Genomic DNA, 14,270 nt, shown 5'->3' with positions numbered 1-14,270 from the left:
TCGACCACTGGCGCGCAGGCGAGCGACGCCTCCATCCAGCGTTTCGAGCCATGAGGCGTCTTCCGCCCCTGCCGCCCGAACCTCCTCCAAGGTCCTCTCCAATCTCCCCACGGTTGTAACTGGAACCCCCAACCAATAGTTGTCAAACAAATATTCCCACATCTTGGACCTGAACTTTCCGTCCAGTCCGGAATTGGAGAACGAAGTTACGCTAAACGGGCCTTTACCAACGGCTTGAGCAGATAGCTCAGCACGGTCTTGCGCCCGGACTGGACATCCACCTCGGCCACCATGCCCGGCCGGATCGGAAGGCGCTGGCCGTTACGCTGCAGATAGGCGCGGTCGGTGCGGACCAAGACACTGTAATAGGACACCTTTCCTCGCGGCGTATCCTCCTCCAGCGTGTCCTCGCTGATCTGTTCGACCCGGGCGGGAAGATCCCCGTAGACCGTGTAGTCATAGGCCGTGATCTTGACCCGCGCCGGCATGCCTGGACGAAGGAAGGCGACGTCGCGCGGCAGGATGCGCGCCTCGACCAGAAGCTGATCGTCCAGCGGCGTCAGTTGCATGATCGCCTCGCCCGGCTGCACCACGCCGCCGCGCGTGGTGACCAGGATGTCGTTCACACGGGCGCGGACCGGGGCGACCAGACGGGTGCGGTCCAGCTGGTCCTGTCGCTGGTTGAAGATCTGCGACTGGGCCGCCAGTTCGGCCTTCTTGGAGGCCAGTTCGGCATAGGCCTCCTGCATATAGGTGTTTCGCACCTCGGTCTGGCGACCTGTCAGTTCGGCGATCTCCTTGCCCAGGCGCAGGGCCTCGACCTCGCTGACGACTCCGCGCGCGGCCAGGGGCTCGACCATGGTCAGTTGACGCCGCGCATAGGCGGTTTCCTGGGTCAGCGCGGACAGGGTCGCGTTCAGGTTCTGCCGGCGGGCGCGAAACAGAGCCTGTTCCGAGGCGATCACCGGATCGCGGGCGGGGATGCTGGCGGGGAAGTCGATCGAGGGCGCGCCGAGAACCTCGGCCTCCAGCCGGGCGATGGCGGCGGTCAGCGCCGTCACCTGGGTCCCGGATTCCAGAGTGGAGGACTCGAACCGCTTGTCGTCCAGCTGCGCCAGGGGCTGGCCCGCCTGGACGATGTCGCCCTCGCGCACGAACAGGTCGCGCAGAATGCCGCCTTCCAGGCTCTGGATCACCTGAAGGCGGCTGCTGGGCACCACCCTGCCCTCGCCGCGCGCGACCTCGTCCACCGTCGCCCACGAGGACCACAGGACGAAGACCGCGATCAGGGCGATACAGACCCACAGGACAGGGCGCGCGAGCGGATGAGCCTCGCCGTCGCGGCCGTCGGCCAGGGCGCGGCGCAGCCGCCGTTCGATCTTCAGCGTGTCAGCCATGGACCTTCCTCACCACCGGAGTTTCGCCTGAAGCCGCAGCCAGGGCCTCGTTCGGGCCGTCGCCGACCAGGCGACCGCCGGACAGGGCCAGGACCCGTTCGGCCAGGCCGAGCACCGCCCGCCTGTGGGTCGCGACCACCACCGTCCGGCCGGCCGACCAGGACGACAGGAAGTCCACGACCCGCCGCTCGTTCGCCTGGTCATAGGCCGAGGTCGGTTCGTCCATCAGCACGATGCGGGGATCCTGAAGCACCAGCCGCGCCACGGCGATGGCCTGGCGCTGTCCGCCGGAAACGCTCTGGGGGCCGACCAGGGGCAGATCCAGACCGCGCGGATGGGCCCGGACAAAGCCGCCCAACCCCACGGCGTCCAGCGCCTCCAGCAGTTCGGCGTCGGCGTGACGCCCGCCGTCCAGGGTCAGATTATCGCGCAAGGAGCCGTGGAACAGGGCCGAGTCCTGGGGCAGATAGCCGATGGCCCGGCGCCGGTCGGCGGGCTCGATCTGCGGCAGGCTGACGTCATCCAGCAGGATCCGCCCCGCCGTGGGGTCGCCGATGCCCGACAAAACCCGCAGCAGGGTCGACTTGCCCGCGCCGTTGCCGCCGATCAGGGCGACCCGTTCGCCCGGCGCGATCGTCAGGCGCGGAATGACCAGGATCGGGGCGGCGTCCGGCGCAGGCCGGACCTCCAGCCCCTGGATCTCGAAGCCGCCGCGAATATCGGGACGGCGAGTGAACTGACGGTCCGCCGGCCGTTCGACCGGCGCGCTCATCAGCTGATCCAGCCCCTCGAGCGCGATCTTGATATGCTGCCAGCGGGCCAGGATGCCGGTGAACTGGGCCGTCGGCGAGATGGCGCGCGACAGCAGCAGCGAACAGGCCACCAGGGCGCCGGTGGTCATATTGCCGGCGGCGATCTGATAGACGCCGATCACCACCGCCCCGACATAGGCCAGTTGCTGGGCCGCCCCCGCCGAATAGCTGAGGGTGGTCGAGATCGACCGCGTCCGCGCGCCGGAATCGGCCAGTTGCGCCGACAGCATGTCCCACAGACGCAGGTTCCGTCCTTCGGACCGGGTCGCCTTGACCGCTTCCAGATTGTCGACGGTCTCCAGAAGAAGTCCCTGTTTGACCGCACCTTCCCTGAGGTTGGCGCGCGACAGCTCGCCCAGCTTCTTCTGCAGCAGCCAGGCGGGGACCAGCATCAGCAGCACGGCCGCCAGGGGCGCCAGGGCGACGGGACCGCCCAGAAGCGCGATCACCCCGATGAAGACGAAGATGAAGGGGGCGTCGCTGATGGCGGCGACGGTCGAGGCGGTGAAGAATTCGCGGATCGACTCGAACTCGCGCACCTGGCTGCTGAAGGCGCCGGTCGAGCCGGGCTTGGCCGACAGACGGATGGCCATCACCTGCTCGAACAGGCGTGACGACAGTTTCAGGTCCAGCTTCTTGCCCGCCACGTCCAGCAGATGGGCGCGCAACAGCCGCAGCAGCAACTCGGCCACCACGGCCAGGATCACCCCGCTGGCCAGCACCCACAGGGTGTTGAAGTTCGAGGTCGGCACCACCCGGTCGTAAACCTGCATGGCGAACAGCGAGGAGGCTATGGCCAGCAGGTTGGCGAAACCTGCGGACACCCCGACCTCGATGAAGGCCGGCCAGTATTCCGCCACCGCACCACGCAGCCAGTGACGCGGGGTCTCGCGCCCATAAGCGCCGGCGCGGTCGTCGCCCTCGTACAGGGGCCGGGCGAAGACGATCAGCCCGGCGTGTTCGCCCCGCAGACGGTCTAGCGACACCCGCTCCTGCCCGCCCCCGGTCTCGGGCGTCAGGATCACCGCATGATCGCCGTCGCGCGCCGTCAGCACCCGCGTCTCGCCGTCGCGCATCAGCAGCAGGGCCGGAAACAGCCCGGGCGGCGCCTCGTCGACCGACATGGGCACGGCGCGGGCCGACAGGCCGGCGCGACGCATCGCCTTGCGCACCTGGTCCAGCGGCAGGCGGCCGTCCGCCAACGGCAGGCCGTCGGCCAGTTGGGCCGAGGACGCCGGGCGCCCCAGTTCGGCGGCAAGGAGACTGAGCCCCTCCAGCAGAGGATCGGCGCGTCTTTCGGCGGCGGTAGGTGCGAAATCCTGGCTCATCGGCCGATCTCCGTCGGCGACTGCATATCGTCGCCGGACATGGCAGGGATCAGAAGGCCCAGTTGGGCCGCGGCGCGGTACTGAAGCCGCAGGCGATCGATGGTCAGTTCGATCACCTGGCGCTCGGCCTCGAAATTCTCGGTTTCCATGATGACCAGGTCCTGGATGTCGCGTCGCCCGACCAGGAACTGTTCGCGATAGACGTCGCGCACGGCGCCGGACTGTTCAGCCTGGTCGGACAGGGCCCCGATCCGCCCGTCCAGGGCGCCGTCCTGGGCGGCCAGGGACTCGACGATCCGGCGCAGATCACGCGCCACGGATTCCGCCCCCAGAGCGATGGCGGCGCGACGTTGCTCTTCCAATTCCGGGCGTTGAAGGGCCGCGAGCCCCTGCTGAGAATTGAATCGCAGACGCAGGGCGACGGCGCTGTCGTCCACCAGACGCCCGCCGATCTCGCGTCGCTGAAGGGAGCCTTCGACGGCGACGCGGGGAAAGCGGGCCGCCTTCGCCTCACGAATCCCGGCGTCGGCGGCGCGAACCGCCAGGGCGGCCCGGCGGTAGAGGGGCGACGTGGCGATGGCCGCCTCCAGGTCGCCCTCCTCTCGCACCCGGTCCAGGAAGCGGGGAGGATCGGGCAGGCGCACGCCGTTCGGCGCCTCGTCCACGAGCAGGGCGTAGTGATCCGTCGCATCGGCCAGTTCGCCGGTCAGCCGCGCCTGATTGCCCTGTGCCGTGGCGACGGCCAGGGCGACGCGACCGGTTTCGGCCTGGTCGGAGTAGCGGCTCTCGACCCGGGTCCTGGCCATCTCGGCCAGGGCCGTCAGATGTTCCAGATGGGTTTCGACGACGGACAGCTGGGCGCGCTTGCTGGCGATATCGAGATAGACCTCGACGATCTCCAGGGCGACATCGTCGCGCACCACCTCGAGATTGGCCTGCTGCTGGGCCAGGAGGGCCCGTTTCTGGTCGATCTGGCTGCCGGTCTGGCCAAAGTCGTACACCGTCTGGGACAGGGTCAGATCATAACCGACCCCGGCCGCCGCCGGTCCCGTCGAGGCGCCGAAGGTGGGCAGATAGCCGTTACGCGCGATCTGGGCCTCGGTCGCCGCCATGGCCACCTCGGCCTCGGCGCCCCGGACCTCGGGATGGCGCAGCACGCCGCGCAGCACCGCCTCCTCCAGAGACGCGCCGGCCCAGGCCGGAGACCCGGCCAGTATCAATCCTGCCAATCCTCCGGCGGACAAGGTCCGCCGGAGCCTCTCCCCCCAGAATGTCATGCGTGCACCAGGCTGGCCTCCTCGTCGAAGATCGGGGTCGGCGCGACGGCGCCGATGTCGAGAGGCGTGATGTCCCCGCCGAAGCTGGCGAAGGCGGTGCCGGAGGGCGCAAGCGCGTCCGGCTGCTGATCCGGGATGTACAGATCACCGCCGTCCTCGACGAAGATCGAGATCGCCTCATGCCCGGTCATGACCTCGTCCACGTCGACGCTCATGGCCATGTCGCCGGTGCTGCTCCACTGATCGACCAGCGGACCGCCGACGCCGACGCCGAAGGCCTCGTGCATCGGCACGGCGACCACGTCCTCGCCGCCCGACCGGGCCATCAGGCCATGGTCGATACCGTCGTCCGCCTCGACCGCCTGGATCGAGAAGGCGGAAGACGTCGGAGACGCCCCGGCCTCGTCCAGGCTGTTCAGCAGATTGACGCTGAGAACGGACCCGACCACGGTCGAACCGCTCAGGCCCTGCAGGTCCGTGGCCGTAATGGTCAGGGCGTTCAGGACGTTGGCGCTCAGCAGATTGCTGCTCAGCAGGCCGCCGGTGGTCTCGGTCAGATGGACGGTGGCCAGGAACTGGTTGATCTGGGCGTTGTCCAGGGCACCGCCGTTCAGGGCCGTGACCACGATGGACGCCGAGGGCGCAAGGACGCCGAGCGTGCCCGCAGACTGGTTGACCTGGACACTGTAGCCGTAGGTCGCCGCGAGTGCGGCCGAATAGCCGAACGTCAGGGGCGTCAGGTTCAGGGCCAGGGTCGGCGAATAGGTGACCGCGACCTGGCTCATATTGCCGTTGGCGTCCGCCGCCAGAAGATCCTGCTCGCCCAGGTTCAGACCCGCCAGCCCCAGACTTCCGAGCAGCAGGCCGGCCTGAGCCTCGACCACCGGCGCCACATTGACCGGAGCCGCACCGGGCACGACGCCCGAGTCGTTGATCGTCAGGGTCGTGGAGCCGGTGTCGCCGTCACGATCGACCGCCGAGCCGCTGATGACCAGAGGAGTCTGCGCAGGCGGCACGGTGGGCAGTTGATCGACGATCAGCTTGCCCTGCGACAGCAGGTTCGAAAGGATCGCCTGATCGGAGCCGAAGCCGGTCGTCAGATTGACGCCCTGCACCAGGATCCGCTGGTCCGTCTGACCCGCGTTCCCCGCGCCGAAACCGCCGACATAGCCGCCCGTGGTGCTGATGTGGATCAGCGTGCCCGAACCGGTCTGTTCGAAGTGGATGTAGTTGGTCAGGTTGCCGGGCGTATTGCCGACCCGCCCCTCGCCCACCAGCAGGTTCGAAAGATCCAGCAGATCGCCGCCCAGGGTGACGCTGGCCGTGTTGAAGTCGGTGATCGTATCCAGGGCCGGCAAGGCCGTCGTGCCCTGATCGCCCGATTCCCAGCGGAAGACGTCCTGCCCGGCGCCGCCGGTCAGAGTGTCGTTGCCGGTTCCGCCGATCAGCAGGTCATTGCCGGTCCCGCCGTTCAGCAGATCGTTGCCCGCCCCGCCGCGCAGCAGGTCGTTGCCCGCCCCGCCGTTCAAGGTGTCATTGCCGGCATAGCCGTAAAGACGATCGGACTGCTGGGTGCTGGCGTTGTCGGCGCCGTTCAGGGTGTCGGATCCCGAAGTGCCGCCCGGGGTGATCTGCGGAGACACCGCGCCGATGTTCAAGCTGAGCAGATTGGTCGCGGACGCCGTGCTGGGGCTGCCGCTGCCGTCGCTGGCCGTGATGGTGAAGGTCGGCGCGACTTCCAGAATGATGCCCGTCCTGACGAAGGTCACGGTGCCGAGCAGTTCGTTGAGCTTCAGATTGTCGATGGTTCCGCTGGTCGAGGTGATGGTCAGCGCCGGGGAGAAGGCGCTGTTGTTGCTGGTGACGACCAGACCAAGCTCCTGGGCGAGCTGGGTGTTGTAGCTGAAGGCTCGCGTGCCGAGCGACACGGCGATGCCCGGCGAATAGCTCAGGGACACGGACTGGATATTGTTGTTGGCGTCGGAGGCCGTGAAGATCTGGCCCGACCCCAGTTGGATGAGCCCCAGGGCGTTGGCCTCCAGAAGGCCCAGCAAGGCGCCCCCGCCGGACGCGCTGACCTGGGGTGCGACCTGCGCCCCCGGCCCCGAGGACACGCCAGTGACCTCGACGCGATAGGCGCCGGTGGTCAGATCGACGCTGACGGCCTCTCCCCGCAGCGTCGTGGCGGAGACCACGGCGCCATTGACCGAATAGGCGACGATATTGGCGGAGCTTCCGCCGGTCGCCACCGCGCCGGTCGTGGCGTTGTAGGTGAAGACACGGCCGTCGATGGTGACGGAAGACAGATTGCCGCCGTCGGCGCCGAAACTCTGCACCAGACTGCCGACCAGAACGCCCGGCTGTCCGGGGTTCAGGGTGACGGGCGCCGCCATCTGCGGCACGCCGTCGACGATGTTGAGCGCGATGGAGCCGATTGCAGATCCGGTGCTGTCGGTCACCACCACGCCGATCGGCGCCACGAGGGTGTCCGCCCCCTGGGCCGGGTGGTCGATCGAGTCCAGCAGGGAGACGGCGTAGTCACCCTGGGCGTTGACAGTGGCCCGAACGACCTCGCGACCGCCCGCCGAACCGATCAGGGTTCCGTTCACGTCGGTCGTCCAGGTCACGGCGACGCCGCGGGAGGTCAGCGGCGTCGTCGGCGCCTGAAGCGCGACTGTGACGGGTCCAGTGGCTCCGGTGACGGGAATGACGCCGGTGGCGACGACACCGATCGCGACCTCGGACACCGAGGCGGAGATGGTCGCCGCTGACAGCGCTGTGGCGTCAACGCTGAAGCCGACGCCGGTCGAGGGCGCGGACGCGTTCCCGGCGGGATCGCGGATGACGGCGGCGACACTGTAGCTGCCGTCCACGAGTCCCGAGCCGAGACTGACGGTGACCTGGCCGGCGTTGACCTGGGCCTGGTCCAGGACGACGCTGAACGGGAAGACCACCCCGCCCGTCGTGACATTGAGCGTGACGGTGTCGCCCGCCCGTGCGCCCGGGGTCAGACCGACGACGGCGTTGACGCCGGCCGCCAGCTCGGTCGGGGAGATCAGGCCGTCCGCCGCCGCCGCGATGGTCAGTGTGGGCGCGTCGGTTCCCGCAGCACCACCCGGGCTGGTCAGATCCGCCGTGTAGGCGCGGCTGGCGGTGATCGTGCCGATATTGCCCGCCGCATCGCTGGCGGCCAGGGACACCTGCACCGCGCCGCCGGCCAGGGCCGTGCCCGGCAGGTTGACTGTCCAGCTTCCGTTCGCCGCGACCGTCGTGGCGATGGTCGTGGCGCCGGCCGTCACCGTAATGGCGTCACCGGCCCGGAACTCGCCCGTCACCTGGCCGCTGACCGCGACCGGTGCGCGGGATTCCGTCAGATTGACGATGTCGTCGCCCGCGATGGCGGCGATGCTGATGCTGGTCGTGGCTCCGCTGGGCGGCGTCACGTCGATGGCTGGAAGGGTCGTCGAACCGGAAAGGTTTCCGGCCACATCGACCGCGACGACCGACCCGGCTAGGCCCGCCGGAACCGCACCGCCGGCGAAGGCCGCGGCCGGAATGGTCCATTGCCCGTTGGCGGCGACCTGAGCCGTGATCGGCTGACCGGAGGCGCCGACGATGGGCGCCCCCCCGGCGTCCACCAGCCGGATGGTCGCGCCGACCTCTCCGCCGCCCGCGAGGCCCGCAGCCCCTGCGGAAGTGATCACGGGCGCAGCCGGGGCGACCAGATCGACAGCAAAGGGATGATCGACGGTGACGGTCGCGGTGTTGCCGGCCGCGTCGGTGGTGGTCACTCGGACCATCGCATCGGCGGACGCGGCAAGGTCGGCGCCGGAGAAGCTCACGCTCCAGCCGCCGCCTGCGCCCACGGTGGTGGACTGGACCGCGCCATTGGCCAGGGTGACCACGACCGCGTCGCCGACGTTATACTCGCCGCTGACCGAGCCCGTGACGGCCTGGGACGCGGCCGCCTCGGCGATGTTGAGGATGTTGTCGGCGGTCACGGCGTTCACCGTCACCGACAGATTGACCGCCGCATCGACCGGTCCGACGGCGGACACCGCCGAGTTGCCGGCTGCGTCCGTGGCCTGGATCGACCCGGTGAAACCGTTCAGCGAGGCGGCGATGGCGCCGGCCGGGATCGACCAGACGCCCGCCGGATTGGCGACCACCGTCGCGACCGGATGACCGTCGGCGGCGCGCAGCACGATGGTCGCACCGCCCTCCGCCACGCCGCTCAGTCCCGTTCCGTTGGCGATCTGTACCTGGGGCGCAGGCGTCGAGAGATCGACGGCATAGGCCTGAACGTCGGTCACGGTGACCATATTGCCGGCGGTGTCCTGGGTCGTGACCGAGGCGGTCACGCTGACCGCTGCGGCCAGGGCCGAGCCCGGGAAGGTGACCGACCAGCCGCCGCCGGCTGCGATCTGGGCCGTCTGGAAGACGCCGGTGGACAGTTCGACCCGCACGGTGTCGCCGGGCGTGAACTCGCCGCTCGCGGTACCGCTGACGGTGACGGACGCCTGGGCGGCCTCCGCGCCGTTGAGGATATTGTCCGCCGTGACGGCGTTGACCATCAGGGTCAGGTTGACCGAGCCGTCGATGGGGCCGACCGCCGTCGATGCGGTGTTGCCCGCCCCGTCCGTCGCGATGACGGAGCCGCTGAAATTGTCGAGCCCCGACGGAATTCTGGACGCCGGGATGGACCAGGTGTTGTTGGCCCCCACGACGACCGTCACGGGCGCGCCGGCGCCGTCAACCACCGGCGAACCCCCGGCGTTGATCAGGGCGATGGTCGCCCCTGCCTCTCCGGTGCCCGAAAGAAGCGCGCCGTTGGCGGCGGTGATCACCGGCGCCGGCGTGACGCCGTCGACGGGACCGACCAGGCCGATGGCGGTGTTGCCCGCAATATCCGTCGCCTGTGTCCAGCCGGTGAAGCCGTTCAGGCCGCCAGGAACGGCGGCCGCCGGGATCGACCAGACGCCGGCCCCGTCAGCCGTGACGACGATGGGCGCATTGTTCGCGCCCAACACCGGCGTGCCGTTCGTATTCAGCAGGGCGATGCTGGCGCCGGCTTCCGCCACGCCGGTCAGGCCGACGCCGTTGGCCGTGACCAGGGTAGGCGACGCCGTAACGCCGTCAATCGGGCCGACGCCCGTCGCCGAGGTATTGCCCGCCGGATCCGTCGACCGGACTGATCCTGTGAAGCCGTTCAGCCCGCCGGAAATCCCGGCTGCGGGAAGGGTCCACTGTCCATTGGCGCCCACGACGGCCGTGACCACCGCGCCCGCGCTCGTCGTCACCGGATTGCCGGCGGCGTTGATCAGGGTCACGGTGGCGCCCGCCTCGCCGGTCCCGGTCAGCCCGACGCCGTTCGCGGAGACGATGGCCGGCGCGACCGGCGGCGTCACATCGACGGCATAGGCCTGACTGTCCGTCACGGAGATGGGATTGCCCGAGGTGTCGCTCGTGTCGATCGACACCGACACCGCAGTCGAGGCCGCAAGATCGGCTCCCGGGAAGCTGGTCGTCCAGTTGCCGTCCGCATCCAGCGTGACGGTCCGTGTAGCGCCATTGGTCAGGGTCACGACCAGTTGGGCGCCGCCGATGAAATCGCCGAACACCGACCCGGACACGACCACTGACGCCGAGCCGGCCTCCGCCAGATTGATGAGGTTGTCCGCCGTCACCGCGTCGATGTTGATCGACAACGTGGCCGTCGCATCAATGGGACCGACCGGGGCAGAGGCCGTATTGCCCGCCGGATCGGTCGCCTGGACCGAGCCTGAGAACCCGTCCAGGCTGATTGCAACCGAAGCCGCTGGAATGGTCCAGACGCCGTTGTTGTCCGCCGTCGCCGTGACCGGTCCGCCGGGGCCTGTCACCGCGGCGCCGTTCTGATCCAGCAGGGCGATGGTCGCCCCGGCTTCCGCCGTACCCTGGATTCCCGTTCCATTGGCCCCGGTGATGACCGGCGCCGACGTCAATCCGTCCACTGGCCCAACGGTCGAGACCGCCGTGTTGCCCGCACCGTCCGTGGCCCGCACCAGGCCCGAGAAGCCGTCCAGGCCATTGGGAACGGCTGACGCCGGCACGCTCCAGGCCCCGTTCAGCGCTACAGTGACCGTCACCGGCGCGCCCGCGCCGTCGGTCACCGGACTGCCGTCGGCGTTCAGCAGCGCCAGGCTGGCCCCGGCTTCCGCAGATCCTGACAGGCCCAGACCGTTCGCCGTCGTAATCGTCGGCGCCGGGGTGGCGCCGTCGATCGGTCCCACCGGAACACTGGCGGGATTGCCGGCGGCGTCGACGGTCGTGATGCTTCCGTTAAAGGCGTCGAGACCGCCCGACACCGTCGAGGCGGGGAAGCTCCAGGCGCCGCTCGGGTCGGCCGTCACCGAGGCGACCTGCACGCCCGCTGCATTGAGCAGGCTGACGACGACGCCGCCTTCGGCGATGCCGGACAGGGCCACGCCGTTCGCCTGTGTGATGAGAACGGGATTGCCGGCCAGATCGACGGTGAAGCCGTGGCTCGTGCTCACAGTGACCGGAGCGCCGAGGTTGTCCGTTGCGGCGATCGAGGCGGTGATGAAGGTGGATGCGCCCAGCGCGGCGCCGCTGACCTGCGTCGAGAAGCCGCCGCCGGCCTGGAGGGTGGTGGTGAAGACCACGCCGCTCGAGGTGGTCAGGGTCACCAGCTGTCCCACGGTGTAGCCGCCAAAGGCCGCGCCGGAGATGGTCACGAGGCCCTGCGACTCCGCCAGATTGACGATATTGTCCGCCGTCACCGCATCGACGAACAGAGAGGTCGAGACCGCGCCGTTGATCGGGCCGACGGCGGCGGCGGCCGAGTTTCCTGCGATGTCGGTCGCAGTGACCGAGCCGGTGAAGCCGTCCAGGCCGCCCGGGACGGACCCCACAGGGAAGCTCCAGCGCCCATCGGCGTCGGCGACGGCGACCAGGGGCGCATTATCAGCGCCAACGACCGGATTGCCGGCGGCGTTGACGAGGGCGACCGTGGCGCCGATTTCGGCCGTGCCGGAAATCCCCGAACCGTCCGCAGCCAGAATGACCGGTGTCGGCGTCGAGCCGTCGACGGGCCCCACGCTGGCCGTCGCGACATTCCCCGCAGCGTCGGTTGCGCGGACGGAACCCGTGAAGCCGTCCAGCCCGCCCGGGACGGACTGGGCCGGAATGGTCCAGGTTCCCCCGACGTCGGCCGTGACCGAGATCGGCGCGCCATTCGCGCCCAGAACCGGATTTCCGCTCGCATCCAGCAGGACGAGGACGGCCCCGGCCTCGGCGGTCCCGTCGAGCTCGGAACCGTTTGCGGTCATGAGGATCGGCGCCGGGGTCGAGCCGTCGATCGGCCCCAGCCCGACCGTCGTCGGGTTGCCCGGAGGATCGGTCACGACCACCGAACCGATGAAGCCGTCCAGCGACACCGGAACGTCTCCGGCCGGAATCGTCCAACGACCGTCAGAACCGGACACGACACTGGCGATGGGATTCCCCGCATTGTCCAGCAGGGTGACGGTCGCGCCGGCCTCAGCCGTACCCGCCACGCCGGCGCCGTTGGCGCTGGTGATGACAGGCGCAGGCGGCGGCGTCAGATCGACCGTATAGGTCTGGCTGTCGGTCACGGGGGTCGGGTTGCCGCCCCCGTCCGTCGTGCTGACCGCGATCGAGGTCGAGGCCGCCAGATCCGCGCCGGAGAAGGCCGCGGCCCAGGTGCCGTCCGCATTGATCTGGACGGTCTGGCTCGCCCCGTTCGACAGGGTCACCACGACTGCCGCGCCGGCAATGAAGTTTCCGAAGACCGACCCGGTCACCGGCACAGAGGTCGCCAGGGACTCGACCAGATTGACGACATTGTCCGCCGTCACGGCGTCGATATTGATCGACAGGGTCACCGTGCCGTCGATCGGCCCGACGTCGGTCGAGGCCGAATTGCCGGCCACATCGGTCGCGCGGACCGCGCCGTTGAATCCATCCAGCCCCAAGGGAACGGCGGACGCCGGAATGGTCCAGACGCCGTTCGCGCCCGCGACGGCCGTTATCGGGGCGCCGCCTGCGCCCGGGACTGGAACGCCGTTCTCGTCCAGCAGGGTGATGGTGGCGCCGATTTCGGCCGTACCCTGAATTCCGGTTCCATTGGCGCCGGTGATGACCGGGGCCGTGGTCGAACCGTCGATGGGCCCCACCGTGGTACTCGCGGTGTTGCCCGCGCCGTCCGTGGCGCGGACCGAACCGGTGAAGCCGTCCAGGCCGTTGGCCAGGGCAGACCCCGGGATGCTCCAGGTCCCGCCGACGCCGACCGTAGTCGTGACAGGCGCGCCCGCACCGTTCAGCACAGGGCTGCCGTCGGAATTCAGCAGGGCGATGGTCGCGCCGACCTCGCCCGTGCCCGACAGACCCAGGCCGTTCGCCGTTGTGATACCCGGCAGGTCCGTGACCGTGTCGACGATGAAGTTCACCGCCTGGGACGGCGCGGACACATTGCCCTGGTCGTCCTGAATCTGGGCCGAGATCGTATAGGGGCCGTCGGCGATGCCGGCGGGGATCACGATTTCGGCGACGCCGGCCTGAACCTCGCCGACCGTGATGACATATTCCAGCGTCTGGCCGTCCGGCCCGGTGACGCTCAACACCAGCGTATCGCCCGCGCGGGTTCCCGGCGTCAGGGTGACGCGCACCTGCACGCCGTCGCTCAGCTCGGCGGCGTTCACGCCGCCTGCGGCTTCACCTACCAGGATGACCGGGGCGTCCAGTCCATCCGGACCGCCCGGCAGGCTCACGCCCGGCGCGGCGGCGTCCGTGCCCGGCGACACGTTGCCGGCGGGATCCGTCTGGACGACGGTGACCGTCGTTCCATCCGCCAGAGGCGGAGACACGGGCACGGTGAACGACCCGTCCTCTCCGACCGGTCCGGTCGCCAGGACGGAGCCGTCGGCGCCGCGAACCGAAACCGTCGCCCCCGGCTCGCCTGCGCCGGTCACGGTCGCGCCATCCTCGCTGACGATGACGTTCGTCGGCGCCGACGGCGCCGTGGTGTCCGGCGCCGTCGCCGTCGCATCGGGCGACGTGTTTCCGGCCGGATCGCTTTGCGAGACGGTCAGGGTCTCGCCATTGGTCGGGGCGGGCGACAGAGGAATGGAGAAGGTCCCGTCCGGATTCACTGTTCCGGTCCCCAGGACCGCGCCGTCAGGCCCCTTGACCGTGACCGTGGCCCCCGGCTCGCCGCTGCCGGTCGCCGATCCGCCGTCCACGACGATATTGGTCGGCGCCGTCGGCGCGGTGCTGTCCGGCGCAGTCACGGTGGTGACCGGCGACACGTTTCCGGCCGGATCGCTTTGCGAGAAGGTCAGGGTCTCGCCATTGGTGGGGGCGGGCGACAGAGGAATGGAGAAGGTGCCGTCCGGATTCACTGTTCCGGTCCCCAGGACCGCGCCGTCAGGCCCC

The 14,270-nt window shown here is 69.5% G+C and carries 4 protein-coding genes; all 4 read right to left on the bottom strand.

The window, feature by feature from the left end; genetic code table 11:
- Nucleotides 1-206: 206 nt before the first annotated feature.
- The gene (locus ACIQ1T_RS15210; RefSeq protein ID WP_395945393.1) at nucleotides 207-1,397 is read right to left on the bottom strand and encodes an HlyD family efflux transporter periplasmic adaptor subunit; all 1,191 of its coding nucleotides are present in this window, start codon (nucleotides 1,395-1,397) and stop codon (nucleotides 207-209) included.
- Nucleotides 1,390-3,537: a type I secretion system permease/ATPase gene (locus ACIQ1T_RS15205; RefSeq protein WP_395945392.1), complete on the bottom strand. Its 2,148-nt coding sequence runs from the start codon at nucleotides 3,535-3,537 to the stop codon at nucleotides 1,390-1,392. The genes ACIQ1T_RS15210 and ACIQ1T_RS15205 overlap by 8 nt, the downstream gene beginning before the upstream one ends.
- Nucleotides 3,534-4,757: a TolC family protein gene (locus ACIQ1T_RS15200; protein ID WP_395945391.1), complete on the bottom strand. Its 1,224-nt coding sequence runs from the start codon at nucleotides 4,755-4,757 to the stop codon at nucleotides 3,534-3,536. Before ACIQ1T_RS15200 ends, ACIQ1T_RS15205 begins: the two co-directional genes overlap by 4 nt.
- Before the next feature lie 53 nt (nucleotides 4,758-4,810).
- A partial coding sequence (locus tag ACIQ1T_RS15195; protein ID WP_395945390.1) for an Ig-like domain-containing protein occupies nucleotides 4,811-14,270 on the bottom strand: 9,460 nt, incomplete at its 5' end.

Origin of the sequence: Brevundimonas sp., assembly GCF_044336875.1 — a bacterium.
In the GTDB taxonomy this organism is placed as follows: Bacteria; Pseudomonadota; Alphaproteobacteria; order Caulobacterales; family Caulobacteraceae; genus Brevundimonas.
The sequence above is the reverse complement of the archived record's forward strand: the minus strand, read 5'-3'. Positions and strand labels throughout refer to the sequence as shown.

What these genes read in the sequence shown, in the direction of transcription:
- ACIQ1T_RS15210 (WP_395945393.1), bottom strand. Translation starts at nt 1,397, where the DNA reads ATGGCTGACACGCTGAAGATCGAACGGCGGCTGCGCCGCGCCCTGGCC.
- ACIQ1T_RS15205 (WP_395945392.1), bottom strand. Translation starts at nt 3,537, where the DNA reads ATGAGCCAGGATTTCGCACCTACCGCCGCCGAAAGACGCGCCGATCCT.